22 protein-coding genes and 1 tRNA gene are annotated in these 25,054 nt (G+C 71.2%); 16 read left to right on the top strand and 7 right to left on the bottom strand.

What is annotated here, in order from left to right:
* Window positions 1–14: 14 nt before the first annotated feature.
* A complete protein-coding gene (locus ACGFYN_RS16075) occupies window positions 15–1,436 on the top strand; it encodes a tyrosine-type recombinase/integrase (protein ID WP_393866438.1) in 1,422 nt (473 codons plus the stop codon).
* Between the two features lie 137 nt (window positions 1,437–1,573).
* On the opposite strand, the gene ACGFYN_RS16070 is transcribed toward ACGFYN_RS16075, so the two are convergent.
* Window positions 1,574–1,660: transfer RNA gene (locus ACGFYN_RS16070), tRNA-Ser, on the bottom strand.
* Window positions 1,661–1,769: 109 nt separating this feature from the next.
* Window positions 1,770–3,305, bottom strand: a complete 1,536-nt coding sequence (locus tag ACGFYN_RS16065) for a S1C family serine protease (RefSeq protein WP_393866437.1) — start codon at window positions 3,303–3,305, stop codon at window positions 1,770–1,772.
* 257 nt (window positions 3,306–3,562) lie between these two features.
* Between ACGFYN_RS16065 and ACGFYN_RS16060 the strand changes: the two genes are divergently transcribed.
* The 3 genes from ACGFYN_RS16060 (at window position 3,563) to ACGFYN_RS16050 (ending at window position 6,293) form a co-directional block, all read left to right on the top strand.
* Window positions 3,563–4,390 carry a glycerophosphodiester phosphodiesterase gene (locus tag ACGFYN_RS16060; RefSeq protein WP_393866436.1) on the top strand — a complete coding sequence of 276 codons (828 nt, stop codon included), beginning with the start codon at window positions 3,563–3,565 and terminating at the stop codon, window positions 4,388–4,390.
* A gap of 254 nt (window positions 4,391–4,644) precedes the next feature.
* Entirely contained in the window at window positions 4,645–5,205 is a 561-nt protein-coding gene (locus ACGFYN_RS16055) for an ATP-binding protein (protein ID WP_393866435.1), read from the top strand.
* Between the two features lie 125 nt (window positions 5,206–5,330).
* Window positions 5,331–6,293, top strand: a complete 963-nt coding sequence (locus ACGFYN_RS16050) for a DUF5926 family protein (protein ID WP_393866434.1) — start codon at window positions 5,331–5,333, stop codon at window positions 6,291–6,293.
* 242 nt (window positions 6,294–6,535) lie between these two features.
* Here the strand turns inward: ACGFYN_RS16050 and ACGFYN_RS16045 are convergent, their stop codons facing one another.
* Together ACGFYN_RS16045 and ACGFYN_RS16040 are read right to left on the bottom strand one after the other, a co-directional pair.
* Complete coding sequence (locus tag ACGFYN_RS16045; RefSeq protein WP_393866433.1) at window positions 6,536–7,132, bottom strand: hypothetical protein; 597 nt, start codon at window positions 7,130–7,132, stop codon at window positions 6,536–6,538.
* 56 nt (window positions 7,133–7,188) lie between these two features.
* Window positions 7,189–7,854, bottom strand: a complete 666-nt coding sequence (locus tag ACGFYN_RS16040; RefSeq protein ID WP_393866432.1) for a bifunctional DNA primase/polymerase — start codon at window positions 7,852–7,854, stop codon at window positions 7,189–7,191.
* Window positions 7,855–8,346: 492 nt separating this feature from the next.
* On the opposite strand from ACGFYN_RS16040, the gene ACGFYN_RS16035 reads away from it, so the two are divergent.
* The 3 genes from ACGFYN_RS16035 (at window position 8,347) to ACGFYN_RS16025 (ending at window position 12,925) form a co-directional block, all read left to right on the top strand.
* The gene (locus ACGFYN_RS16035) at window positions 8,347–9,858 is read left to right on the top strand and encodes a PP2C family protein-serine/threonine phosphatase (RefSeq protein ID WP_393866431.1); all 1,512 of its coding nucleotides are present in this window, start codon (window positions 8,347–8,349) and stop codon (window positions 9,856–9,858) included.
* Between the two features lie 87 nt (window positions 9,859–9,945).
* The gene (locus tag ACGFYN_RS16030; RefSeq protein ID WP_393866430.1) at window positions 9,946–11,403 is read left to right on the top strand and encodes an aminopeptidase P family protein; all 1,458 of its coding nucleotides are present in this window, start codon (window positions 9,946–9,948) and stop codon (window positions 11,401–11,403) included.
* 154 nt (window positions 11,404–11,557) lie between these two features.
* Complete coding sequence (locus tag ACGFYN_RS16025) at window positions 11,558–12,925, top strand: PLP-dependent aminotransferase family protein (protein WP_393866429.1); 1,368 nt, start codon at window positions 11,558–11,560, stop codon at window positions 12,923–12,925.
* 30 nt (window positions 12,926–12,955) lie between these two features.
* Here the strand turns inward: ACGFYN_RS16025 and ACGFYN_RS16020 are convergent, their stop codons facing one another.
* Both ACGFYN_RS16020 and ACGFYN_RS16015 read right to left on the bottom strand, forming a co-directional pair.
* Entirely contained in the window at window positions 12,956–13,792 is an 837-nt protein-coding gene (locus ACGFYN_RS16020) for a triphosphoribosyl-dephospho-CoA synthase (RefSeq protein ID WP_393866428.1), read from the bottom strand.
* Window positions 13,793–13,928: 136 nt separating this feature from the next.
* Window positions 13,929–14,366, bottom strand: a complete 438-nt coding sequence (locus ACGFYN_RS16015; protein ID WP_393866427.1) for an ATP-binding protein — start codon at window positions 14,364–14,366, stop codon at window positions 13,929–13,931.
* A gap of 223 nt (window positions 14,367–14,589) precedes the next feature.
* On the opposite strand from ACGFYN_RS16015, the gene ACGFYN_RS16010 reads away from it, so the two are divergent.
* The 9 genes from ACGFYN_RS16010 (at window position 14,590) to ACGFYN_RS15970 (ending at window position 24,451) form a co-directional block, all read left to right on the top strand.
* Complete coding sequence (locus ACGFYN_RS16010; protein ID WP_393866426.1) at window positions 14,590–15,468, top strand: hypothetical protein; 879 nt, start codon at window positions 14,590–14,592, stop codon at window positions 15,466–15,468.
* A gap of 134 nt (window positions 15,469–15,602) precedes the next feature.
* Complete coding sequence (locus ACGFYN_RS16005; RefSeq protein ID WP_393866425.1) at window positions 15,603–16,337, top strand: YcnI family protein; 735 nt, start codon at window positions 15,603–15,605, stop codon at window positions 16,335–16,337.
* Window positions 16,338–16,422: 85 nt separating this feature from the next.
* Entirely contained in the window at window positions 16,423–17,076 is a 654-nt protein-coding gene (locus ACGFYN_RS16000) for an SCO family protein (RefSeq protein WP_393866424.1), read from the top strand.
* On the top strand, window positions 17,073–17,531 hold the full coding sequence (locus tag ACGFYN_RS15995; RefSeq protein WP_393866423.1) for a copper chaperone PCu(A)C: 459 nt from the start codon (window positions 17,073–17,075) through the stop codon (window positions 17,529–17,531). The genes ACGFYN_RS16000 and ACGFYN_RS15995 overlap by 4 nt, the downstream gene beginning before the upstream one ends.
* Window positions 17,532–17,544: 13 nt before the next feature.
* A complete protein-coding gene (locus tag ACGFYN_RS15990) occupies window positions 17,545–19,497 on the top strand; it encodes a copper resistance CopC/CopD family protein (protein ID WP_393866422.1) in 1,953 nt (650 codons plus the stop codon).
* 8 nt (window positions 19,498–19,505) lie between these two features.
* Window positions 19,506–20,795, top strand: a complete 1,290-nt coding sequence (gene efeB / locus ACGFYN_RS15985; protein WP_393866421.1) for an iron uptake transporter deferrochelatase/peroxidase subunit — start codon at window positions 19,506–19,508, stop codon at window positions 20,793–20,795.
* Between the two features lie 81 nt (window positions 20,796–20,876).
* Window positions 20,877–21,809 (top strand): prephenate dehydratase, encoded by a 933-nt coding sequence (gene pheA / locus ACGFYN_RS15980; RefSeq protein WP_393866420.1) that lies wholly within the window; start codon window positions 20,877–20,879, stop codon window positions 21,807–21,809.
* A gap of 549 nt (window positions 21,810–22,358) precedes the next feature.
* Window positions 22,359–23,636, top strand: a complete 1,278-nt coding sequence (gene serS, locus ACGFYN_RS15975) for a serine--tRNA ligase (RefSeq protein ID WP_393866419.1) — start codon at window positions 22,359–22,361, stop codon at window positions 23,634–23,636.
* A complete protein-coding gene (locus ACGFYN_RS15970; protein WP_393866418.1) occupies window positions 23,633–24,451 on the top strand; it encodes an HAD family hydrolase in 819 nt (272 codons plus the stop codon). The genes serS and ACGFYN_RS15970 overlap by 4 nt, the downstream gene beginning before the upstream one ends.
* Before the next feature lie 392 nt (window positions 24,452–24,843).
* Here the strand turns inward: ACGFYN_RS15970 and ACGFYN_RS15965 are convergent, their stop codons facing one another.
* Window positions 24,844–25,044: a hypothetical protein gene (locus ACGFYN_RS15965; RefSeq protein ID WP_393866417.1), complete on the bottom strand. Its 201-nt coding sequence runs from the start codon at window positions 25,042–25,044 to the stop codon at window positions 24,844–24,846.
* Between the last annotated feature and the right edge of the window lie 10 nt (window positions 25,045–25,054).

Genomic DNA, 25,054 nt, shown 5'->3' with positions numbered 1-25,054 from the left:
CTGTCTGGAGACAGATGCTCACGTACGACGTCGACATTTGGTCCATCCGCAAGCGCGCCGACCGACCGAAACCCTGGGAACTGCGTTGGCGAGTCGGGGAGCGTCCGCACTCCCGGAGTTTCAAGCTCAAGCCGCAAGCCGAGGGTCGCCGCTCGGAATTGATGACTGCACTACGCGGCCACCAGCAGTTCGATGAGGAAACGGGCCTGCCGGCGGCTGAATTGAGGGCTCGCACCTCTCCGTCCTGGTACGAACACGTCACCGGTTACGTGCTGATGAAGTGGCCGCGAGCCGCCGCCAAGCACCGGGCGAGCATCGCGGAGTCTCTCGCAGTCGTGACCCCTGCACTCGTCACCAGCAAGCGAGGAGCACCCCGAGCAGCGGTATTGCGCACCGCCTTGTACCAATGGGCGTTCCGGGCTGTTCGCGGTCCCGACGGAACTTGGATCGCGCGCCATGAGGTGGAGGAGCCACCCGTTGACATCCGAAGCGCGCTGGATTGGATCGCTGCCCACTCCATCAAGGTCAAAGACCTGGAAGACCCCGCGCTCCTACGTCCTGCACTAGAGGCCCTGTCACTCCGTTTGGACGGCAGTAAGGCCGCTGAGAACACCTCCAGGCGCAAGCGCATGGTGCTGAGCAACGTGCTGCGCTACACGGTTGAAGAGAAAGGGCTCCTCTCAGCGAACCCACTGCCGCGTGTGGACTGGGCACCCCCCGAGAGCGACGACGAGATCGATTTCCGGTACGTGCCTGGCCCGGACGTGGCACGCGCCCTGCTGGGGGCCGTCCACGATTCCGGGCCCCGCGGCAAGCACCTGCATGCCTTCTTTGGGTGCCTCTACTACGCGGCCATGCGACCAGGGGAAATCGTCGCGCTCAAAGAGTCGGACTGCACCCTGCCTCCCAACTCGCCAGAGTCCGTGAAGGAGTGGGGCGAGCTGCTGCTAGGGGAAAGCCGCCCCGAGGTGGGAGGTGGCTGGACGGATGAGGGCACGTCCTACGAGAAGCGCGGCCTTAAGCGACGTAGGAGCGGAGCAACGCGCACCGTCCCCATCCCGCCCGTTCTTGTGCATCTGCTCCGGGAGCACATCGCCCGCTACGGCACAGCTGAGGATGGGCGGCTCTTCCGTGCCCGTGCAGCACGGGGAGGGCGGGTGGCGTCTACCGAATACTGCGATCTGTGGGAGGGCGCTCGAAGAGCTGTACTGACCCCCGGCGAGGTGAAGTCCGACCTCGCGGCGGTGCCGTACTCCCTTCGACACGCGGGCGTATCGCTCTGGATCAAATCGGGGGTGGACCCCGCGGAGGTCGCTGCGCGCGCCGGCCACAGCATCGCGGTGCTGTACCGCTTCTACGCGAAGATCCTTAAGGGTGGCCAGCAGCATTCAAACAGCCTGATCGCCCGAGCGCTCGATGAGGGAGAGCGAGCCTGAATCCTGGCCCACAGATGGCCCATACGCACTGGTCAAAGCTGGGATAGGGGCGACTCAGGGTGAGACAGGGGGCATGCAGAAGGGGTGCCCTTCCAGAGAGTGGCACCCCTTCTGACCTGCTACGTCTGTGACGTGGGCGGAGGCGGTGGGATTTGAACCCACGGTGACATCGCTGCCACGACGGTTTTCAAGACCGTTCCCTTCGGCCGCTCGGGCACGCCTCCCCGCGCCGTCGATCACGAACAGCGCGGGGACAAGAGTAACGGGTGGGCACGCGCGCGCGTGGGCCAGATGTCGCGAACCCGGGGAGGCACGCGCGCGTGGGTCGGTGGGTCAGCTGTCGCCCGTGCGGGAGCCGAGGGTGAGCTGGACCGTGTGGGTCTTGCCGTCACGCTGGTAGGTGATCGTGACCTGGTCGCCGGGCTTGTGGGTCCAGATCTCGCCGATCAGGGTGGGCCCGGAGTCGATCACGTGGTCGTCGAGCTTGGTGATCACGTCGCCGGGCTTGAGGCCGGCCTTGGCGGCGGGGCCGCCCGCCTCGACGGCGTCGGAGCCGCTGGCGCCCTGCTCGGTGATCTTCGCGCCGCTGCTGGAGTCCTCCAGGGAGACCGACGCGCCGATCTTCGCGTAGACCGGCTTGCCGTTCTTGATCAGCTGCTGGGCGACGAACTTGGCCTGGTTGATCGGGATGGCGAAGCCCAGGCCGATCGAGCCGGACTGACTGCCGCTGCCGCCGAGCCCGCCGCTGCTGGTGGACTGGATCGCGGAGTTGATGCCGATGACGTTGCCCGAGGCGTCGAGGAGCGGGCCGCCGGAGTTGCCGGGGTTTATCGAGGCGTCCGTCTGCAGGGCGCTCATGTACGACGCGTTGCTGCCGGTGCCGTCGCTGGAGGCGACCGGGCGGTCCTTGGCGCTGATGATGCCCGTCGTCACCGTGTTGGAGAGGCCGAAGGGAGCGCCGATCGCGATCGTGGAGTCGCCCACGGCCACCTTGTCGGAGTTGCCGAGGGTCAGCGGCTTGAGGTCGGACGGGGCGTTCTTGAGCTTGATGACCGCCACGTCGTAGCCCTGTGCGTGACCGACGACCTCGGCGTCGTACTTCTTGCCGCTCGGGAACGTCGCGGTGAGCTTGCCGCCGTCGACCGCGTCCGCGACGACGTGGTTGTTGGTGACGATGTGGCCCTGGGTGTCGAAGACGAAGCCGGTGCCCGTGCCGCCCTCACCGCTGGTGGACTCGGCCTGGATGGTCACCGTGCTGGGCAGCGACTTGGCGGCCACGTTCGCCACCGTGCCGGGGTCGCGCTTGACGGAGCCGCCGCTGTCGGAGGCGGAGACCGTCGTGGAGCCGGAGGAGTCGTTGTTCTTGGCCAGTGTGTAGCCGAGGCCGCCGCCCAGGCCGCCGGCGACGAGCGCGGCCACCAGTATCGCGGCGACGAGACCGCCGCGGCCCGACTTCGGCGCGGGCTGCTGGTAAGTGGTGCCCCATCCGGTGCCCGAGCCGCCCGAGTCGGAACCGCCGGAGTGCGCACCGCCGCCGGAGCCCGGGTCGGAGTAGGACGGCGTGGCGGGCGGCGGGGGCGGCCAGGAGGCGTCCGGGGCCGAGCCCTGGGACCCTCCGGGCCCGTGGCCCTGCGGGGCGCCCGGCCCCTGGGGGTCCTGCGAACCCGCCGACGCGTAGGCGGGGGTGTGACCCGCGTGCACCAACTCCTGCTCCGGGGCGCCGGGGGCGCTCGGAGGCACCGGCGGAAGCGGCGCCGTCGGGGCGCTCCCCCCGGAGGCGTCGGGTGCCGAGGGAGTGGGAGCGTCCACCGGCACGGGGGGTGCGGACGGGGCCGGGGGTACCGCAGTGCCCTCGTTCTCGGTGCTCACAGCTTGTCTCCTCGGTCCACGGCTGTTCTTCTCGGTCGCACTCGGTCACGCTCGTTCACGTTGGTCGACGGTCCGGCGCGATGCAGCTGTGCTTGTTCTTTTGTATGCCGTCAGCCTTTCCCATGGGCCGTCAGGGCACCATAAGCGGTGCCTGTGGGTCTGGCGCCATTCCTTATATAGGCCATGACAGGCAAAAGGGGCGCAATCTATGCTCCTCCGATCGCACGACTACCCAGCTGCGGTGGCACCATGACGCGGTGACTCACGCACGGCAGCACCGGACCCAAGTCGTCGCCCACCGCGGAGCCTCCGAAGAGGCCCCCGAGCACACCCTGGCCGCGTACAAGAAGGCGATCGAGGACGGTGCCGACGCCCTCGAGTGCGATGTACGCCTGACGGCGGACGGCCATCTCGTCTGCGTCCACGACCGTCGCGTCAACCGTACGTCCAACGGGCGGGGTGCGGTGTCCGCGCTGGAGCTGGCCGATCTCGCCGCCCTGGACTTCGGCTCGCGCAAGACCAGGGAGTTCTGGCGCAACCGCGACGAGGAGCCCGACTGGGAGTTCCTGCCGGAGGACCCCCAGGACACCTCCGTACTGACGCTGGAGCGGCTGCTGGAGCTGGTCGCGGACGCGGGCCGGCGGGTGGAGCTGGCGATCGAGACCAAGCACCCGACCCGTTGGGCCGGACAGGTGGAGGAACGGCTGCTGATGCAGCTGAAGCGTTTCGGCCTGGACGCTCCGGCCTCCGCCGAGGAGTCGCCGGTGCGCGTCATGAGCTTCTCCGCGCGGTCGCTGCACCGCGTACAGGCGGCGTCGCCGTCGCTGCCGACGGTGTATCTGCTGCAGTTCGTCTCGCCCCGGCTGCGCGACGGACGGCTGCCCGCGGGTGTCCGGATCGCGGGCCCCTCCATCAGGATCGTGCGCAACCACCCCGCGTACATCGAGCGACTGAAGCGGGCCGGGCACCAGGTTCACGTATGGACCGTGAACGAGCCCGAGGACGTGGAACTCTGCGTCGGCCTGGGCGTCGACGCCATCATCACCAACCGGCCACGCGCCGTTCTGCACCGGCTCGACCGCTGAGCCGCTTTCGTCACTGTCCGAACCCGCTTCAGTGGTAAAGACCTGTGAAGAACCCTTGACCCATGCACCCCTTCGGCACCATTCTCCAGACTTGGTCACAGTCGAAATCCGGCCATACGACTACAGGGAGTGCTCCGGCGCGTTCGCTCCGTGTTCGATCGTTGCGAATGCGTCACTGAACGTGGAATGGCCGGTTTCCGGTACAGGCCAATGGGGCATCCACACCGTGGCGTGGGGCAAAGGAGGTCTCGGGGGTGGCGTTGGTGGTGGCACAGGAGGTGCCGACGTCGTCGAGCATGGCCGTACCCCATGGTCCTGCGGGCGTGGGGCAGGCGAGGCATCGCATGCGCGAGCAACTGCGCACGGGCGGTGTGTCGGACACGGTCATCGACGATGCAGTACTGATTCTGTCCGAACTCTTGAGCAACGCGTGCAAGCACGGCCGGCCACTGGGTGACGCCCTCGCCGGGGACGGCGACGTACGGGCGGCCTGGCGCGTGGACCGCGGCGGCCGGCTCACGGTGGAGGTCACGGACGGTGGCGGACCCACCCGCCCGGCTCCGGCCACCCCGTCGATAACGGCGCACGGCGGCCGAGGCCTGAACATCATCACCGCACTGGCCGACGACTGGGGTGTCCGGGACGACGCCCGCGGCGAGGTCACCGTGTGGGTCGTGGTGCACGAGGGCATCCCGGACCGCGAACCCGGCCCGGTCCGCGAGGCCTTTCCTACGCGCGTCACCACCTCGTCGGCGGCGAGGATTCCGCGGATGCCGGGCCGGGGTTTCGCGGACGCCTTCGACGACCGGGACTGACCGGACCCACCGGACCGGGTTGTCCGCCGGATCCGAAGTGAACGGGCCGCAGGTTCCCGTCAGTCATCGTGTGAACGGCTAGGCTCCCGCCGTACCAGACGAGCCGTAACCGGGAGACACCCACGATGGCCAAGAAGCGACCCCAGACGAAGGCCAAGCCGCAGATCACGGACGGAGAGGTCCCGGTCGTCGGCGCGCGCGAGCCCTGCCCGTGCGGCAGCGGCCGGCGCTACAAGGCCTGTCACGGACGGGCCGCCGCACACGCCGCGACCGAGCTGGTGCACCGCCCCTTCGAGGGCCTGGCCGGCGAGTGCGACTGGGTGGCGCTGCGCGAGCTGGTGCCCGCGGCCACCGTCGAGCTGACCCTGAAGGGCGGCCTGCCCGAGGGCGTCCCGTCCCTGACCCTCGCGACCGTGCTGCCGATGGCGTGGCCGGCGCTGCGCCGCGACGACGGCTCGGTGCTCCTGGGCCTGCAGAACGACACGGCCTCCGGCGACGTCAGCCGCGACCTCGCCGACAACCTCCAGCGTGCGCTGGCCGCCCGGCCGGGCACGCCGGTCGAGGGCCGCCGCGCTCCGGCCGGCGGTCCGCGGCTGCAGGATCTCCTCGATCCCGAAGGCGCGTTCGAGCCAGTTGTGCACAGCGGCTTCGAGTTCTGGGTCCCGGACGCGGAGAACAGCACGCCGGAGGTGACCGCCTCGCTGGAGCGGGCCAACGCCGCGGCCATCCCCACCGCCAGGCTCACCGGCGTGGACGCCGCCTACTGGTGCGAGACCCCGGAGAAGAACCACCTGCGCTGGGTCATGCCGCATCCGGAGGAGCAGCTTCTGGACGCCCTCGCGCGGCTGCACGCGGCGGGCCGCTCAAGCCTCGGTGAAGGCACCCGTCTCGTGGGTTCCTTCCGCGCTCACGGCCTCACCGTGCCGGTCTGGGACCTGCCGAGCGGGGTCGGCGCGGAGGATGTCGAGAAGCCGGCGGCCGAGTTCGCCGAGCGTCTGACGACGGCCCTCGCCGCGGACGGGCCGCTGACCGCCGAGGAGCGCCGCGCCCGCGGCGGCCTCACCAACCGGCAGGTCACGCTCAGTTGACGGATCCGGCACGATCGGGTCCGGCTGACCGACCGGTCAGCTGAACCCGATCTTCCGGAATCGGCCTGCCCGTTCGCAAGTCCCGCTCGGTTCAAGCAAATACGTGACTGGAAAGTCGGGATCGAATTTGCGAACCGCCGATCTCTTGTTACCGTTCGAGTAGCCCGGTTGCTGGTGCATCCCCCGTCGCCAGCAACCGGGCCTTTTCTGTCCGCAGCTTCTTTACAGAATGCAACTGGAAGTCAACTACCGGTGGCCGCCGAGGAGTTGCTACCGGAACGGAGCAGCAACGGACCGTTCGCCGCCTGCCCCGCGAATTCCGCGACGGCCGTGTAGGCGGAGGGCTCGCCCCGGCCGTGCTGCCGGGGCGTCTCGCACATTCCCGGCTCGTCGTCGGCGCCCACTACGCACTTCATCTGCACCGTGCGGCCGCGCGGCCCCATGAGACTCAGCACGGAGTCCAGCGCCCCGCCCGTCACATTGCGGTAGTAGGTGCGCGCCCAGGTCTCGTCGCCCTGCGTGAGCACACAGGTCTGCGCCTCGATGCCGTCGGGGGAGGTGAGTTCGGGACCGCAGCGGACGGCGGTGGCCAGGCCGAGGCCGAGCAGCAGGGGGGAGCCGGCGGGGGTGGCGGAGCTCGCCTTGGCGTCCTCGTCGCGCGGGGAGGACCGGACGGTTTCGCGCGCGGGAGCACGGACGACCGTGCGGTCCTCGTCGCCCGCCGGTCCCGCGGACGCCACGGCCAGCGGCAGCGCGACCGCGCATGCCACGATGCCCACCAGGGCGAGAAGACGAACCTTTCGGGGGTCTGAGGGCCGTCCCCCAGAATTACGCAGCATGATGCGGAAGATAGCCACCGCTCGGGGGCGCACGGACCCGTGCGCGCCCGACACCCCTACAACTCGGGCGCGCTCACACCCGTACGAGTGAGGGCCTCTACGGCGGCATCCACCACGGCCTCGACATCGGGGACCCACGGGGAGGCCGATCCGGGCAGTGGCGCGCGCTCCCAGCGGATCTCGCCCTCGCCGGTCTCGGACGGGGGCAGGGCGAGGTAACCGCCCTCGCCGTGGAAGCGGAGGGCGCCGGGGACGAAGTCCTTGGCGTAGAGCAGTTCGCCGAGCTGCTCCATGGAGTACGGCCGCACGAGGATCGCCCAGCGGCTCGGCGAGGCGACGACCGGGCCGAGGCGGATGCCCACCCGGTCGAGCGCGGTGAGCGTGTGCGCGGCGGCGAGTGCCGGCAGGCTCACGGCGCAGGGCGCGCTGCCTCCGGTGGCCAGGACGATGGGCGCGGCCGGCCGGTTGCTCCACCACCAGCGCACCATCCGGGCGTCGGTGGTGGCCGCGAGGAGGCCGGGGTCGAAGGGGTGTGCACCGGGCACCGTGCAGTCCGCGTCCGGGCAGCCGCAGCGGGAGCGTGCCTGCGGGTCCGCCGTCACACCCGGGAGCACGGGCCACTGCCATTCGGTGGCGAAGGTCAGGGCCGCGCCGATCAACTCAGGCCTTCCGTCGTTGCGCTGGGACAGGAGCCTGCGTCGCCTTCCGAGGATCTCGCGCATGAGCGCTCGTTCCTTTCCGTTGCACCGCTGGCAACACCGTGGGCCACATCACACCATGTGTCGATCACTTCACTGTGCGTACCTGTTGGCGCATCACACCCCGGCCGTGGGCACGGGGAACCCCTATGGGTCGAACGTTGACTGCATCCGTGGCAGCCTCGTCCATGCTGCATCCATCAAAAGCATGGGCGTGGCGCGGGGGTGGCGAAGTCTGGCGTTTTGCCGTCCCGTGTATTTCTCTTCGCCTCTGCCACGGGAGGATGGGGCACGGTCGTCGGTGGCTAAGACGCCCGGGTCGGGCACCAGGTTCCGGGTGGCGGCAACCACCCCTGGCCTTCACCGAGTACGTACCCATCACGACCGCTGTGACGCTCTGTGGAGCAAACCCAGTCGACCGCAATAAGCCGTAACCCGAGGCAGTTTTAAGCCAAATTTGCTTTTAGGCGGAGGGACCACTGCTTACCCCTGGACACCAGGAATCCCGGCAGGACAATGCTGGACATCCCCTCACGAGTGCGTGTACATGTGGAGACACTGCTGGCGACGCAGAATGACATGGGGGTTTGCGATGCTTTTGAGCAGTACGCACCGGTCGGAAAGCCGGACGCCATGAACGCCCCTCACCTTCCGAAAGTGGCTGGAATCGATTCAACGGTTCCCTCGCCCGCACACACTGTCGCGCCCGCGCCCGCAGCTTCCGGCAGTTCTCCGGTCTCTCCGCCGCACCCACCAGGTGCGTTGCTCACCGACCGGCTCGCCGGCTGGGTCTCGGACCTCACGACTCTGCACGAACTCACCGAACGCCTGGCCCGCACGGACGCACTGGCCGACGCCCTGACGGAACTGCTGCGCGCCGGAGCCGCCCTCGTGGGCGCGCGGCGCGGACTCGTCGCCCTGGAACCCGGCGACGGACTCGGCCCCGACACGACGATCGGCCTCGGCCTCGCCCGAGCCGATCTCGGGCACATCGAGACGGTGCCGCGCAGGGCCATGTCCTACGGCCGCATCCTCGACGGACTGCCGGGCGCGGACGGCGAGATCGCCGAGCCGGACCTCTTCGCCGAGGACGGACTCGACCCGCGGCACCGCGAGGTGGCCGCCCGCCTCGGCTACGCCGCGTGCTACGCCCTCCCCCTGGCCGGCGACGGCGCGGGCCGGCTGGGCGCCGCGGTCTGGCTGTACGACGAGCCCGCCGAGCCGAACGAACGCCAGCGCCACCTCGTCGGGCTCTACGCGCGCTACGCAGGCGAGCACCTGGCCCGGCTGGTGGAGGTGGAGCGCACACGCGCGTGCATGGCGACGATGTCGGAGGAGCTGCTGCCGTCCCGGCTCCCCCGCGTGGCCGGCGTCCAGCTCGCCGCCCGGCACCGCACCGGTCCGCGCGGCGGCGGCGACTGGTTCGACGCGCTGCCGCTGCCGGACGCCGCGCTGGGGCTCGCGGTGGGCTCGGTGACGGGCTCCGGGCCGAGCGCGGTGGCCGCGATGGGGAGGCTGAGAGCGTCCCTGCGCGCCTACGCCGTGATGGAGGGCGAGGACCCGGTCGCCGTCCTGTCCGATCTCGAACTGCTGCTGCGGCTGACCGAGCCCGCGCGTTCCGCCACCGCCCTGTTCGCCTATTGCGAGCCCTCGTTGCGCAAGATCACGCTCGCGGGTGCCGGGCACTGCCCGCCGCTGCTGGTCGGCGAGCGGCGCACGGAGTTCGTGGAGACGTCGGTGTCCGCCCCGCTCGGCATGCTCGCCTGCTGGGAGGCGCCGAGCGTGGAGCTGGAGGCGGAGCGCGGCGAGACGGTGCTGCTCTACACCGACGGACTGCTGCACCGCACCGGCGACCCCACCGACCGCGCCTTCGCCCGGCTGCACGCGGCGGCGGCCGGGGTGCCCAGGGCGCTGCGCGACGACCCGGACGCGATCGCCGACCACGTGCTGCGGACGGTTCTGCCGGACGGGCTGGACGAGGCGGAGTGCGATGAGGACGTCGTGCTGCTGGCGGCGCGCTTCGAGTAGCCGCCGGAACAGGACTTCCGACCCTGGGCCCCCTTCCGTACGACCGTACGATGGAGGGGGTCCAGTGCCGTATCTAGGAGGATGACCGTGGCCGACGAGCTCACACCGGAGACCCCGGAAGAGAGCGAAGAGCCGATCAAGCAGCGTAAGAACGGCCTGTACCCGGGCGTTTCCGACGAGCTGGCCGAGAGCATGAAGTCCGGCTGGGCCGACACGGAGCTGCACGACCTGGAGCCGATCGCCCAGGCCGCCGCGACCGCCGCGCGCCGCGCCGCGCTCTCCGCCCGCTTCCCGGGCGAGCGTCTGGTGATCCCGGCGGGCAACCTCAAGACGCGCTCGAACGACACGGAGTACGCGTTCCGTGCGTCGGTGGAGTACGCGTACCTCACCGGCAACCAGACCGAGGACGGCGTCCTCGTGCTGGAGCCCACGGCCGACGGCCACGAGGCGACGATCTACCTCCTGCCGCGCTCCGACCGCGACAACGGCGAGTTCTGGCTGTCCGGCCAGGGCGAGCTGTGGGTCGGGCGCCGGCACTCCCTCACCGAGGCCGGGAAGCTGTACGGCATCCCCGCCTCCGACGTGCGCGAGCTGGCCGGCACCCTGCGCGAGGCCACCGGCCCGGTGCGCGTGGTGCGCGGGTACGACGCGGAGATCGAGGCGGCCCTGACCGACAAGGTCACCGCCGAGCGGGACGACGAGTTGCGTGTCTTCCTGTCCGAGGCGCGGCTGGTGAAGGACGGGTTCGAGGTCGGCGAGCTGCAGAAGGCGGTCGACTCGACCGTGCGCGGCTTCGAGGACGTCGTGAAGGTCCTCGACAAGGCCGAGGCGACCTCGGAGCGCTACATCGAGGGCACGTTCTTCCTGCGCGCCCGTGTGGAGGGCAACGACGTCGGCTACGGCACCATCGCCGCAGCCGGGCCGCACGCGTGCACGCTGCACTGGGTGCGCAACGACGGGGCGGTGCGCTCCGGCGAGCTGCTGCTCCTGGACGCCGGTGTCGAGACGCACACGTACTACACCGCGGACGTCACGCGCACGCTGCCGGTCAACGGCCGCTTCAGCGAGATCCAGAAGAAGATCTACGACGCCGTGTACGACGCCCAGGAGGCCGGGATCGCGGCCGTCAAGCCGGGCGCCAAGTACCGCGACTTCCACGACGCCGCGCAGCGCGTGCTCACCGAGCGGCTCGTCGAGTGGGGGCTCGTCGAGGGCCCCGTGGAGCGGGTGCTGGAGCTCGGGCTCCAGCGGCGCTGGACGCTGCACGGCACCGGGCACATGCTCGGCCTGGACGTGCACGACTGCGCCGCCGCGCGGGTGGAGTCGTACGTCGACGGCACCCTGGAGCCGGGGATGTGCCTCACCGTCGAGCCGGGGCTGTACTTCCAGGCCGACGATCTGACGGTGCCGCAGGAGTACCGGGGCATCGGGGTGCGGATCGAGGACGACATCCTGGTGACGGAGTCCGGGAACCGGAACCTCAGCGCCGGGCTGCCCCGGCAGTCGGACGAGGTCGAGTCCTGGATGGCTTCGCTGAAGGGCTGACGGTTGGACGGACGGCCGGGTACGAGTTCGGTGCCCGGCCATTTGTCTGCGGTCTGCGGGTAGTCGTAGGGCTGGTCGCGCCCGCGCGGCGCAGCCGCACATGGACAGTGCCCCGCCCCCCGAGGGGGCGCTCTTGCTCACGGGGGTTCGATAGGTGAACGACTTCCTGGCCGGAGTCGGTGTGGATCTGCATGTCGAGACCGATGACGGCGACGGGCGGCGGGTCGGACTCGAACGGGCGCTGCGCGACGCCGTGCGGGACGGGCGGCTGGCACCCGGCACCCGGTTGCCGGCGACCCGCCGGCTGGCCGAGGAGCTCGGTATCTCCCGGGGTACGGCGAAGGCGGCGTACGACCAGCTCGTCGCCGAGGGGTATCTGACCGCGCGGCAGGGGTCGGGGACGCAGGTCGCCTCGTTGCCCTCGCTCGACGCCGGTGCGCCGGAGGCGGCGGCACGCGCGCGTACGCCGCGTTTCGATCTGCGGCCCGGCAGCCCGGACGTCGGGGCGTTCCCGGCGGCGGCCTGGCTGCGGGCGCTGCGGCGGGCCATCGCGACGGCGCCGCTGCTGGCGTACGACTACGGGGATCCGCGCGGCCGGACAGAGCTGCGCACCGCGCTGTCGGGGTATCTGGGGCGGGCCCGGGGGGTCATCGCGCCGCCCGAACGGATCGTGATCACCTCCGGGTACGTGCAGGGGCTCGCACTGCTCACGCGGGTGCTCGACGGGGGCACGATCGCCATGGAGGACCCGGGGCTGCCCTTCCACCGGGAGGTGGTGCGGCGCAACGGCGGGAGCGTCGTGCCGGTGCGGGTCGACGAACGGGGCGTGTGCGCGCGGGAGCTGGGGGACGCCGGGGCCGTGGTCGTGACGCCGGCCCATCAGTACCCGACCGGTGTGACGCTGCACCCCGAGCGGCGGCGCGCGGTCACGGACTGGGCACGCGCGCGGGGCGGGCTGATCGTCGAGGACGACTACGACGGGGAGTTCCGCTACGACCGGCAGCCCGTCGGCGCGCTCCAGGGGATGGCGCCGGGGCAGGTCGTCTATCTGGGCACGGCCTCGAAGACGCTCGGGCCCGCGCTGCGGCTCGGCTGGATGGTGCTGCCGCCGCACCTCGTCGACGACGTCGCCGACGCCAAGCTGCACAGCGACCACCACACCGAGTCCATCGGCCAGCTGGCGCTCGCCGAACTCATCGACAGCCATGCCTACGACCGCCATGTGCGCGCGTGCCGGCTGCGCTACCGAAGACGCCGGGACCAGCTTCTCGACCGGGTCGGCGGCCGGAGCGAGGTGCGCGGGATCGCCGCCGGGCTGCACGCGCTCGTGGAGGTCGCCGACGAGGAGGAGGCGCTGAAGCGGGCCGAGGCGGAGGGGCTCGCGGTCGGGCACCTGGGCGACCACTGGCACACGCCGGGGCCGGACCGGCCGCAGGGGCTCGTCGTCGGGTACGGGACGCCGCGGGAGCGGGCGTATCCGGAGGCACTCGAGGTGTTGCGGAGGGTGCTCGCGGGGGAGTGACCCCGCTCCTGCGTCTCCCCCGCTCCTCGGTCAGACCGGCCGGACCTTCGCGCCCGCCGGCAGCGCGTCGAGGAACAGGGCTCCCGCGAGCAGGCCCGCGCTGCCCCGCGGGCTCCATGCGCGCGCGTGCAGATCGGCGTCCAGGGTCCGCAGGGCCTCGGTGCCCTGCTCGGTCGCCGTGCCGCCCGCGTCGAGGACGTCTCGCGCCCCCGCCTGCACGTGCCGCAGCCCCAAGGGGCCCGCGGTGTGGAGCAGTTCCGTGTCCTGGAGGGTGGACATCACGGTGAGCAGGGCGTCCAGCCGTGCCTGCGTCTCCGTGGCGCCGGCCGAGCGGGACCGGGCGAGGGCGTCCAGCGCCCGCCGTACGTGCGGGAAGCCGGCGCGGGCCTCGCCCCGGGCGCCCGCCGCGCCGTACTTCACCGAGACCGACGAGCCGCGCGACGGTCTGCGCGGGGCGCCCCTGTCCGTGAGAGCGGCGATCTTCTTGGCGGCGGCGGCCACATCGCGTCCCCCGGCCAGGGGGTCGAACGCGGCCGCCGCGACGAGCAGGCCGAGCGCCCACAGCGCGCCGCGGTGGCCGCCGCCGGCCAGGCCCACCGAGTGTTCGGTGGACCGGCCGATCGCGCCGAGTTCCGCACGGAGCACCGAAGTGGGCGCACCGGTGCGGCGGGCGGCGGCCGCCATCGCCGCGAGGCCCGGCGCCAGCGCCTTGGCCGACCAGCGCAGGGAACCGTGGTCCGGGCACAGGGCGCGGGCGCCGAGGTCACGCGGGTCGGGCAGCCCCGGCTTGGGGGCCAGGGCGAGCTGCCCGGTCAGCGCGGCCACCGCGGCCCGCGCCAGCGTCTCGTCCTCGCGGGTGCCCGTCATGGCCGCGACCGTAGGGGCACGGCCCGTCAGGGACGTAGGGCGAGACTGAGAACGAGCTGTGAATCCCGGGGAGCACTTCGGCAGTTGGGACGTCGCGCGGTCGCGACCCTTACGGCGCTCCGCCGCCCCGCGCGCCTCACACCGCCAGCAACGGCGCGTCCTCGCGCCACTTGAGGATCTTGTCGAAGCTGACGATCGTGCCCGCGCGGCCGGGCTTGACGGCGACGTGGACGTGGTCGGCGAGTTCGCGGATCAGATAGAGGCCCCGGCCGTGCTCGGAGTCGGCGCGGACGGGACGGGGGGACGGGGAGGGGGCGAAGCCCGGCCCCGAGTCGGTGACCTCGATGCGGCACTTCTCGCCGTCGAGGTAGGCGGTGACCCGGTACGCCTCCGAGGGCACGGTGCCTCCGCCGTGCTCGACGGCGTTCGCGCAGGCCTCGCTGAGGGCCACGGACAGGTCGTAGGAGATGTCGGGGTCGACGCCCGCCGACTCCATCGTGCCGAGCAGCAGGCGTCTGGCCAGCGGGACGCTCGCAGCTTCCCGCCTCAAGTGGAGTGACCACCAGATGCTCATGCTCCAGCCTCCAGGCAGCAGCTCGACATACCGTTTCTTATTGCCGCGAGTGCACCGGTGTAAGCACAGAGTTGACGTGATGCAGCCCATATGGGCGATGCGTCCGGAACGGAATCGGTGTATGTGCGGGCGGCCCGTACCAGAGAGTGACCTTCCGGGCTCTACGGAACCTTGCGGACCTGCCGTACGGCACTCGTGGCGCCAGTGCGATGATTGGCCCGCCATGACTGCCCCCCACCAGCGCGCGGCGCGCTCCGGAATCGGTCTCCGGATGTTCAGGGCCTCGGTGTTCGCCGCGGTCTGCGTCGTGCTGGCCGCGGGTGGCCACACCCTCGCCTCCTGCGCCACGGTCCCGCTGTGGACGCTGGGCGCGGGATTCCTGGGGACCGTCCTGGTCGTGGCACCGCTAGCCGGACGCGCCCGCTCGCTCCCCGGCATCGTGGCACTGCTCGCCGCCGGACAGACCGCGCTGCACACGCTGTTCGGCCTGGGGCAGCACACGGCAGCCGCGGCATCGGCCTCCTCCATGGCCTCGATGCCGTCCATGTCCTCGATGCCGTCCATGTCGATGCACACGACGGCCGACGCCACCCTCGTGGAGCGCGCGGCACGCCTCGTCTGCGGCACCACCGCCGCGGCGATCAGCCCCGCCCAGGCCCGCAGAATCCTCGCGGACGCACGGCTGTCCCCGGAGACCGCCGCGAGCACGGACATGAGCTCCATGCACCACCCGGCGGACGCCCTGTCCACCTCCGGCTCCCTGATCTCGCTGCTGCCGTCCCTGCCGATGCTGCTCGCCCACGTGCTCGCGGCGATCGCCGCCGGCTGGCTGCTGCGCCGCGGGGACCTGGCCCTGCTGCGGCTCACCGAACTGTCCGCGCTGTCGGCCCAGTCGGTCGCCGAGAGCGCGCTCGTACGTTCCCTGCGCGGCGCGCTCGCGCTGGTGCGCGCCCTGCGTGCCGGGTTCCCGGCCGCGCCCGAGACGGGCCCGCGCCCGCCGCGCACCGTCCTGCTCGCGCCGCCGAAGCCCCGTATCACCGCACTTCAGCACACGGTGATCCGGCGCGGCCCGCCGGCCGCCGCACTCGCCCTCGCCGCCTGACACGACGACACCGCCACTTTGCCGAGACCGGGAGAGGGGCCGCCGTCGTGCGGCACACGCGCGTGCCCGCGTATCCGCGCCGCGCCCCTCATCGCCGAACCTCACTCGAAACTCGAAGTGGAGTGCATCCGTTCATGAAGGCTTCCCGCCTCGCCGCCACCGGCGCCCTCGCCGCCTCGGCCGTCGTCGTCCTGTCCTCGCCCGCCTTCGCCCACGTCAGCGTGCAGCCCGAGGGCACGGCCGCCAAGGGCGGTTACGCGGTCATCGACTTCAAGGTCCCCAACGAGCGCGACAACGCCTCGACCACCAAGCTCGAGGTCACCTTCCCCGCCGACCACCCGCTGGCCTCCGCGATGCCGCAGCCGATGGAGGGCTGGGACGTCAAGGTCACCAAGTCCAAGCTGGCCAAGCCGATCGAGATGCACGGCGAGAAGATCAACGAGGCCGTCTCCAAGATCACTTGGACGGCGAAGAACGGCGGCGTCAAGCCCGGCTTCTTCCAGAAGTTCCCGGTCTCCGTCGGCACCCTGCCCGAGGACACCGACCAGCTCACCTTCAAGGCGCTGCAGACGTACTCGAACAACGAGGTCGTCCGCTGGATCGAGGTGCAGCAGAAGGGCCAGGAGGAACCGGAGAACCCGGCCCCGGTGCTCACCCTGTCCGCCGCCGCCGAGGACGGCCACCACGGCTCGGCCGCCGAGGACGCGTCCGACAACTCCAAGAACACCGAGGCCACGGCCGCCGACACCGCCGCGGGCTCCGACAGCAGTGACACCACCGCGCGCGTGCTCGGCGTCGTGGGCATCGTCGTCGGCGCGCTGGGCGTGGCGTACGGCGTGCTCGCCGGCCGCCGCCGCAGCGACGCCTGACGCCCGTCCGTCCGTGTGACCGGGGGCGCGTGCCCAGCACGCCCCCCGGTGCACACCGGAGCTCTCACATCTGGGACATTTTTCTATGCGCAAGAAGACGTTCGCCGCGGCCGCGCTGCTCGCCGCCGCCTCCCTGACCCTCTCCGCCTGCGGCAGCGGCGACGACGGCAAGTCGCCCGTCTCGGTGGTCTCCGAGGACACCTCGCGGAAGGCCGTGTACGTCCTCGACAAGCCCTTCGAGAAGCCGGACATGGTCCTGACCGACACCCAGGGCAAGAAGTACGACTTCCGCAAGGAGACGGCGGGCCGGCCGACGCTGGTCTACTTCGGCTACACCCACTGCCCCGACGTCTGCCCGCTGACGATGAACAACATCGCGGTGGCGAAGAAGGCGCTGCCCAAGGCCGAACAGGACAAGCTTCGGGTCGTGTTCGTCACCACCGACCCGGGGCGCGACACCCCCTCCGAGCTCGGCAAGTGGCTCAAGGGCATCGACCCGCAGTTCGTGGGCCTGACCGGCGACTTCGCCACCATCCAGGCCGGCGCCCGCACGCTCGGCATCTCCATCGAGCCGACGCACAAGGACAAGAAGACCGGCAAGACCGTCTCGGTGCACGGCACCCAGGTCATGGCGTTCTCACCGAAGACCGAGGGGGGTTACCTCCTCTACGACGACCAGGCCACCGTCGACGACTACACCAAGGACCTCCCCAAGATCGTCAAGGGGGAGAACCCGTGAGGCACCTCGCATGTTCCGCCGCGGTGATAGCCGGGGCCCTGGCCCTGACGGCCTGCGGCGGTTCCGGGGACTCGGGCGACGTGAAGGCCGACCTGTCCGTCAGCTCCTCCTACATGCCGCAGCCGGTCTCCGACATGGCCGCGGGCTTCCTCACGATCGCCAACAAGGGCGGCGCGAAGGACGAACTGACCTCCGTCACCAGCGACGCCGCGGGCAGCGTCACCGTCCACCGGACGGTGGGACAGTCCATGGAGGAGGTCAAGTCGCTCGACGTCCCCGCCCACGGCCGTCTCGTGTTCAAGAGCGGGGGCAACCACCTGATGTTCGAGAACCTGAAGCGGAAGCCGAAGCAGGGCGAGAAGGTGACGGTCGAGCTCCACTTCGCCGGCTCCGGCCCGATCAGGGTTGAGATGCCGGTGAAGTCCGCCACGTACAACCCCGCGAACGGACACTGAGGGAGGGATCACCGTGACGCAGACCATCACCCCGCGCCGTATGCGGACCCTGGTGCTGCTGTGCCTGACCGTCATCGGCGTACTCCTCGCCGGTGCCGGCCCGGCCTCCGCGCACGCCGCGCTGACCGGCAGCGACCCCGCGCAGGGGGTGGTGGTCGACAAGGCGCCCAGCCAGGTCACGCTCACCTTCTCCGAGAAGGTCGCCACGTCCGACGACTCACTGCGCGTGCTCGACCCCAAGGGCAAGCGCGTCGACGCCGCCAAGCCGTCCAACGTCAGCGGCACCTCGTACGCCGTGCAGCTCAAGAGCGGCCTGCCGGACGGGACCTACACGGTGTCCTGGCAGGTCGTGTCCGCGGACAGCCATCCCGTCGCGGGTGCCTTCACCTTCTCCATCGGCGCCCCGTCCACGACCTCGGTCAAGGTGGTCGGCCAGGAGGTCGGCGGCGGGGTGGTGGGCTGGCTGTACGGCTTCGGCCGCTACATGTCGTACGCCGGCTTCATCGTCATGGTCGGCGGCGCCGCCTTCGTCCTCGCCTGCTGGCAGCGCGGTTCGGGGGTACGCCCCCTGCAGCGGCTCGTCGTCTCCGGATGGCTCTCGCTCACCGCCGCGACCCTGCTGCTGCTCCTGCTGCGCGGCTCCTACACCAGCTCCGGGAAGGTCGGCGACATCTTCGACCTGGGGCTGCTCGGGCAGGTGCTGCAGACCAAGACGGGCGCGGCGCTGGTCTCCCGGCTGCTGCTGCTCGCCGCGGCGGCGCTCTTCATCGCCGTGCTGTTCGGCGCGTACGACAAGCGGGAGGACGAGGAGAAGCGGGACCTGACCTTCGGGCTCGCGATCGGCGGGTTCGTCGTGTCGGCCGGGCTGGCGGCGAGCTGGGCCATGGCCGAGCACGCCTCCACCGGGCTCCAGCCCGGCATCGCCATGCCGGTCGACGTCGTCCATCTGCTGGCCGTCGCGACCTGGCTGGGCGGACTGTGCGCACTCCTGGTCGCGCTGTACCGCTCGCAGACCCCGATCGAGTCCACCGCGGTACGGCGCTTCTCCCAGGTCGCCTTCGGCAGCGTCCTCGCGCTCGTCGCCACCGGCATCTACCAGTCGTGGCGTCAGCTCGGCTCCTGGTCGGCCTTCACCGACACGTCGTACGGACAGCTGCTGCTCGTCAAGATCGGCCTGGTGTGCGTGCTGGTCGGCATCGCCTGGTTCTCCCGGCGGTGGACGGCGCAGCTGGCGGACACGGCGCCCGCCGAGACCCGTCAGCGGGAGAAGGCGCACGTCAGCGCGGGCTCCACCACGGCAAAGGACGCCGCGGCCGAGGGCAGCACGGACGCGAAGGAGACCGCCGCCGGCGGTTCCGGGGCGTCCGGCGACCCCGAGCGCGCCGCCCAACTCGCCCGCCAGCAGGCCGCCGTGGCCACCGCGGAGAAGAAGCGTCTGCGCGACGCGGACCCGCACCGCTTCGGGCTGCGGCGCTCGGTGCTCGCCGAGGCGGGTGTCGCCGTAGCGCTGCTCGCCGTCACCACCGTGCTGACGCAGACCGAGCCGGGCCGCACGGAGCAGGACGCCAAGGCGGCCACCGCGGCCTCGTCGTCCTCCTCGTCCTCGTCGTCCGACTCCTCGTCCGGCGCTCTGACGCTGACCATGCCGTTCGACACGGGCGGCACGGACGGCAAGGGCGTCGTGTCGGTGGACTTCGACCCCGCGCGCGTGGGCGGCAACGAGCTGCACGTCTACGTCACCCGGCCCAACGGCCGCGCCTTCGACGTCCCCGAGGTGAAGCTCGCCCTCACGCTCGAGGCCAAGAAGATCGGGCCGCTGCCCATCACGCCCGACCACGTCACCACCGGACACTGGACCGCGAACAACGTGCAGATCCCCATGGCCGGCGGCTGGAAGGTCGCGGTGACCGTGCGCACCTCCGACATCGACCAGGTGACCGTCTCCAAGAACGCGCAGATCGGCTGAACCGCACCATGGCTGACCAGTCCACCCCGCAGACCCGCACCCCTGTGGACGCGGGTGCCCCGCCCGGGGCCCCCGCCGCGCCGGGCGTCTCGCGGCGCACCCTGCTCGGCACCGCCGGCGCCACCGGGCTCGTGCTCGGCGCGGCCGGCGGCGGCGTCGGATACGCGGCCGCCCCCTCCGCGGCCGCCCCGCTGACCTCCGTGGGCTCCGGCCGGGCGATGTTTCACGGGAAACATCAGCCCGGCATCACCGAGGGCCTCCAGGCCAAGGGCCACCTCGTCGCCTTCGACCTGGCGGCGGGCGCGGGCCGCACCGAGGCGGCCGCGCTGCTGCGCCGCTGGTCGGCCACGGCCGAGCGGCTGATGGCCGGTGAGCCCGCGGCGCACGACGACACGGACGTGGCCCGCGACGCGGGGCCGTCGTCGCTGACGGTCACCTTCGGCTTTGGGCACAGCTTCTTCTCCCGCACCGGGCTGGAGAAGCAGCGCCCGGCCTCCCTCGACCCGCTGCCCGACTTCTCCTCCGACCACCTCGACAAGGCCCGCAGCAACGGCGATCTGTGGGTGCAGATCGGCGCCGACGACGCCCTGGTGGCCTTCCACGCCCTGCGCGCGATCCAGAAGGAGGCGGGGAGCGCGGCCAGGGTGCGCTGGCAGATGAACGGCTTCAACCGCACGCCGGGCGCCACCGCCCACCCCATGACGGCACGCAACCTGATGGGCCAGATCGACGGCACGCGCAATCCGAAGCCGGCCGACTCCGACTTCGGCAAGCGGATCTTCGTGCCCGCGTCCGGCTCGGCCGACCCGTCCTGGATGGCGAACGGCTCCTACGCCGTCGTACGCCGCATCCGCATGCTTCTCGACGTCTGGGAGAAGCTGACGCTCCAGGCCCAGGAGAACGTCATCGGGCGCCGCAAGGCCGACGGGGCGCCCCTGTCCGGCGGCTCCGAGACGACCGCGATGAACCTCGACAAGACCGACGCCAAGGGCGAGTACGCCGTCCCCATCAACGCCCACGCGCGCATCACCCGCCCCGACCAGAACGGCGGTTCGGCGATCCTGCGGCGCCCGTTCTCGTACCACGACGGCATCGGCGTGGACGGGGCGCCCGACGCGGGCCTGCTCTTCGTCTGCTGGCAGGCCGATCCGCTGCGCGGCTTCGTCCCCCTGCAGCGCAAGCTCGACCGCGGCGACGCCCTGTCGAAGTACATCCGCCACGAGGCAAGCGGCCTGTTCGCGGTGCCGGGCGGGGCGGCGCAGGGGGAGTACGTGGGGCAGCAGCTGCTGGAGGGGTGAGGAATCCGCCGGATTCACTCGCGGGAGGGGCCCGCGTGAGACGTGTGAGCCGCGCCCCCGTGACCCCATTAGGGTGAAGGCATGCCAGCGAGCTACGCGTATCTCGGTCCCGAGGGCACCTTCACCGAAGCCGCCCTGCGCACCCTTCCCGAGACGGCCACCCGGGAGCTGATCCCCTACGTGTCCGTCCAGTCCGCGCTGGACGCGGTCCGCGTCGGCGAGGCCGAGGCCGCCTTCGTGCCGATCGAGAACTCCGTCGAGGGCGGCATCACCACCACCCTGGACGAACTGGTCGCGGGCGCACCGCTGATGATCTACCGCGAGGTGCTGCTGTCGATCACCTTCGCGCTGCTGGTCAGGCCGGGCACCCAGCTGTCCGACATCAAGACGGTCTCCGCGCACCCGGCCGCCCAGCCGCAGGTGCGCAACTGGCTCAGGAACAACCTCCCCGACGCCCACTGGGAGTCGGCCGCCTCGAACGCGGACGCCGCCCGCCTGGTCCAGGAGGGGCAGTACGACGCCGCCTTCGCGGGCGAGTTCGCCGCCGCGCTGTACGGCCTGGAGGCGCTGGAGACCGGCATCCACGACGCCGAGAACGCGCAGACCCGCTTCGTGCTGGTCGGCCGGCCCGCCCGGCCCGCGGCACCGACCGGCGCGGACAAGACCTCCGTCGTGCTGTGGCAGCGCGACGACCACCCCGGCGGTCTGCGCGACCTGCTCGGCGAGTTCGCCACCCGCGGCATCAACCTGATGCTGTTGCAGTCCCGCCCCACCGGCGCCGGCATCGGCAACTACTGCTTCTGCATCGACGCCGAGGGACACATCTCCGATCGCCGGGTGGCCGAGGCCCTGATGGGGCTCAAGCGGATCTGCCTGGAGGTGCGCTACCTCGGTTCGTACCCGCGTGCGGACCTCGGAATCGAGGACGTGAGCGCCCCGCGGAAGGGGACGTCCGACCAGGAGTTCGTGGCGGCGGCGGACTGGGTGGCCCGCTGCCAGGACGGCCGTTTCTAGCCAGTCGCGTCCGCGCCCCGCCAGTCCTACCTGCAGATTTTCGTTGTCCACAGGAGTTATCCACAGGCGCGCTTCTCGACCTGGGGACAAGTCGACAGCGAGGCATCAGTCAGTCGACAAATCGCCCTGTGAGCCCCTGCGGCGTCCACTCGCGCGCAGGTTACCGTTCGTCCACTCGTTTCCTATAGGCAATCCTTTGGAGCGACCGCTTTCCACCGAAAGTGGTGGTAAAAGCGGGTTTGCACAGGGAATCCGCACGGTGACGCAGCGGTTTCGGAGTGATCAATTCCGAAATCCACAGACCCGCCGCACACCCTGTGGATAACTCTTGGGGGGTTGTGGATCGCTGTGGACAAACGACCCCCCAAGTCCCGCTCCGCACAAGGGAATCGAGTCAACCCGGCGCCCACCACCCCTCCCCGTCCAGGGAGTGGGACACTTTTTGTTGACACAGTGCGCAATTCACCCATAGCGGAACGTAAGCCGCAATTGAGGGCCCCGGCTATGACGTGTCGTGGGCCGTATCCCCGCACCGGTAGCCTTGACCGCGTGATTGACCTTCGCCTGCTCCGTGAGGACCCCGACCGTGTGCGCGCGTCCCAGCGCGCCCGTGGAGAGGACGTCGCGCTCGTCGACGCTCTCCTGTCCGCCGACGAGCGGCGCAGGTCGTCCGGCGTCCGCTTCGACGAGCTGCGCGCCGAGCAGAAGCAGCTCGGCAAGCTCATCCCCAAGGCCTCCGGCGACGAGAAGGCCGAGCTGCTGAAGAAGACCGGCCAGCTCGCCGCCGACGTCAAGGCCGCGGACGCCGAGCGCGACGCGGCCGACACCGAGACCCAGGAACTCCTGCTCCGGCTCGGCAACCTCGTCCACCCGGACGTGCCGGTCGGCGGCGAGGAGGACTTCGTCACCCTCGAAACGCACGGCACCATCCGCGACTTCGGCGCCGAGGGCTTCGAGCCCAAGGACCACCTCGAACTCGGCACGATCCTCGGCGCGATCGACGTCGAGCGCGGCGCGAAGGTCTCCGGCTCGCGCTTCTACTTCCTCACCGGCGTCGGCGCCCTCCTGGAGCTCGCCCTCGTCAACGCGGCGATGGCCCAGGCGACGGCGGCCGGCTTCACGCCGATGCTGACGCCCGCCCTGGTCCGCCCCCAGTCGATGGCGGGCACGGGCTTCCTCGGCCAGGCGGCCCAGGACGTCTACCACCTCGACAAGGACGACCTCTACCTCGTCGGCACCTCCGAGGTCCCCCTCGCCGCGTACCACATGGACGAGATCCTGGACGCCGACAAGCTGCCCCTGCGCTACGCCGGCTTCTCGCCCTGCTTCCGCCGCGAGGCCGGCTCGCACGGCAAGGACACCCGGGGCATCTTCCGCGTCCACCAGTTCGACAAGGTGGAGATGTTCTCCTACGTCGCCCCCGAGGACTCGGAGGCGGAGCACCAGCGCCTGCTGGCCTGGGAGAAGCAGTGGCTGTCGTCGCTGGAGCTGCCGTTCCGCGTGATCGACGTCGCCTCGGCAGACCTCGGCGCCTCGGCGGCCCGCAAGTTCGACTGCGAGGCGTGGATCCCGACGCAGGGCAAGTACCGCGAGCTGACCTCGACCTCGGACTGCACCGAGTTCCAGTCCCGCCGCCTGTCCATCCGGGTCCGTGACGGCAAGCAGGTCAAGCCGCTCGCGACGCTCAACGGCACGCTGTGCGCCGTACCGCGCACGATCGTGGCGATCCTCGAGAACCACCAGCAGGCCGACGGTTCGGTGTACGTGCCCAAGGTGCTGCGCCCGTTCCTCGGCGGCCGGGAGGTCCTGGAGCCGGTCGCCAAGTGAGCGGCACGTCTCCCGCCGGGGGTTTCCCGTACCAGCTGATCGCGACCGACCTCGACGGAACGCTCCTGCGCTCCGACGAGTCGGTCTCCCCGCGCACCCGTGAAGCGCTCGCCGCGGCCACCGCGGCGGGCGCCGCGCACATCGTCGTCACCGGCCGCGCCGTCCCCTGGACCCGGCACATCCTCGACGACCTCGGCTACCAGGGCCTCGCGGTCTGCGGCCAGGGCGCCCAGGTCTACGACGCCGGGGCGCACCGCCTGCTGACGTCCGTGACCCTGGACCGGCAGCTGGCGGGCGTGGCGCTGGCCAAGATCGAGGCGGAGGTCGGCCCGCTGCACCTCGCGGCGAGCCGTGACGGCCTGTCCGGCGAGGTGCTGGTCGGCCCGGGCTACGCGGTCACCGGCGCGCTTCCGTCAACCCCCTTCACGGACGCGTCCGACCTCTGGGCGGCCCCGCTGAACAAGATCTACATACAGCACCCGGACCTGACCGACGACGAGCTCGCGGAGGCCGCCCGCCGGGCCGCGGGCGGCTTCGTCACGGTCGCGATGGCGGGCGAGGGCATCGTCGAACTGCTGCCGCTGGGCCTGTCGAAGGCGACGGGCCTGTCCCTGGCGGCGCGCCGGCTCGGCCTGAAGGCCGCGGGCACGATCGCCTTCGGCGACATGCCGAACGACATCCCCATGTTCGCCTGGGCGGCCCACGGCGTGGCCATGGCCAACGCCCACGAGCAACTCAAGGCGGTGGCACACGAGATGACGTCCTCCAACGAGGAGGACGGGATCGCGGTGGTGCTGGAGCGGTTGCTGCCGTAGCAGCGGGAGGTCATGCCGCTGGGGCGGCTTCCGGTCCATGGCGAGCGGCGCCTCACGGTGCCGATTTCCCTGACCGATCAGCCGCCCCGGCGGGGATGCCCCCTTGCGACGGGGGCGACGGGGGAAGGCGGCCCACGCGAGCGCAGCGCGCGCGTGCTCGAAGCGGCCGCCCCGGGCAGCTCCGGATGCGGAGCGGGCTCCACGGTGGGGTAACTACACCGGAACCCGCCGCGGGCTGCCCTGAAGGGAGCGGGACGTACTGTCGTGCATGGACACCGTCCGGCTCCTCTCCCAGAACGTGGCGCCGGGCTCACCGTCCGGCGTCGTGGACACAACCACTGTGCCTGTCCGGCGAGTTGGACGCCACCGAATAAAACGGACGTACGGCCGGGCTACCGGCGCCGCCACCTGCGGCGCCGCCCCTTGCTGAAGAACCACCCCGCGGGCGGCTCGTCGGAGCGCCAGGGCCGCTGCTCCGGCTCCTCGTTCCGCCAGCGTGCGGCGAGCATGCGGGCACGGGCAGACGGCTCGGAGGTCTCGGCGGACCGTATGAAGTCCTCGTCCAGGACCAGGTCGTCCCAGTCGTCCGTCATTGCCGTGCCT

Origin of the sequence: Streptomyces sp. NPDC048419 (assembly GCF_043200415.1) — a bacterium.
Classification (GTDB): Bacteria; Actinomycetota; Actinomycetes; order Streptomycetales; family Streptomycetaceae; genus Streptomyces.
Note: the sequence above shows the minus strand (reverse complement) of the source record. Positions and strands in the feature narration are given on the sequence as shown.

What these genes read in the sequence shown, in the direction of transcription:
- ACGFYN_RS16075 (WP_393866438.1), top strand. Translation starts at nt 15, where the DNA reads ATGCTCACGTACGACGTCGACATTTGGTCCATCCGCAAGCGCGCCGAC.
- ACGFYN_RS16050 (WP_393866434.1), top strand. Translation starts at nt 5,331, where the DNA reads ATGGCCAAGAAGCGACCCCAGACGAAGGCCAAGCCGCAGATCACGGAC.
- ACGFYN_RS16045 (WP_393866433.1), bottom strand. Translation starts at nt 7,132, where the DNA reads ATGCTGCGTAATTCTGGGGGACGGCCCTCAGACCCCCGAAAGGTTCGT.
- ACGFYN_RS16040 (WP_393866432.1), bottom strand. Translation starts at nt 7,854, where the DNA reads ATGCGCGAGATCCTCGGAAGGCGACGCAGGCTCCTGTCCCAGCGCAAC.
- ACGFYN_RS16035 (WP_393866431.1), top strand. Translation starts at nt 8,347, where the DNA reads ATGCTGGACATCCCCTCACGAGTGCGTGTACATGTGGAGACACTGCTG.
- ACGFYN_RS16020 (WP_393866428.1), bottom strand. Translation starts at nt 13,792, where the DNA reads ATGACGGGCACCCGCGAGGACGAGACGCTGGCGCGGGCCGCGGTGGCC.
- ACGFYN_RS16015 (WP_393866427.1), bottom strand. Translation starts at nt 14,366, where the DNA reads ATGAGCATCTGGTGGTCACTCCACTTGAGGCGGGAAGCTGCGAGCGTC.
- ACGFYN_RS16010 (WP_393866426.1), top strand. Translation starts at nt 14,590, where the DNA reads ATGACTGCCCCCCACCAGCGCGCGGCGCGCTCCGGAATCGGTCTCCGG.
- ACGFYN_RS16005 (WP_393866425.1), top strand. Translation starts at nt 15,603, where the DNA reads ATGAAGGCTTCCCGCCTCGCCGCCACCGGCGCCCTCGCCGCCTCGGCC.
- ACGFYN_RS16000 (WP_393866424.1), top strand. Translation starts at nt 16,423, where the DNA reads ATGCGCAAGAAGACGTTCGCCGCGGCCGCGCTGCTCGCCGCCGCCTCC.
- efeB (WP_393866421.1), top strand. Translation starts at nt 19,506, where the DNA reads ATGGCTGACCAGTCCACCCCGCAGACCCGCACCCCTGTGGACGCGGGT.
- pheA (WP_393866420.1), top strand. Translation starts at nt 20,877, where the DNA reads ATGCCAGCGAGCTACGCGTATCTCGGTCCCGAGGGCACCTTCACCGAA.
- ACGFYN_RS15965 (WP_393866417.1), bottom strand. Translation starts at nt 25,044, where the DNA reads ATGACGGACGACTGGGACGACCTGGTCCTGGACGAGGACTTCATACGG.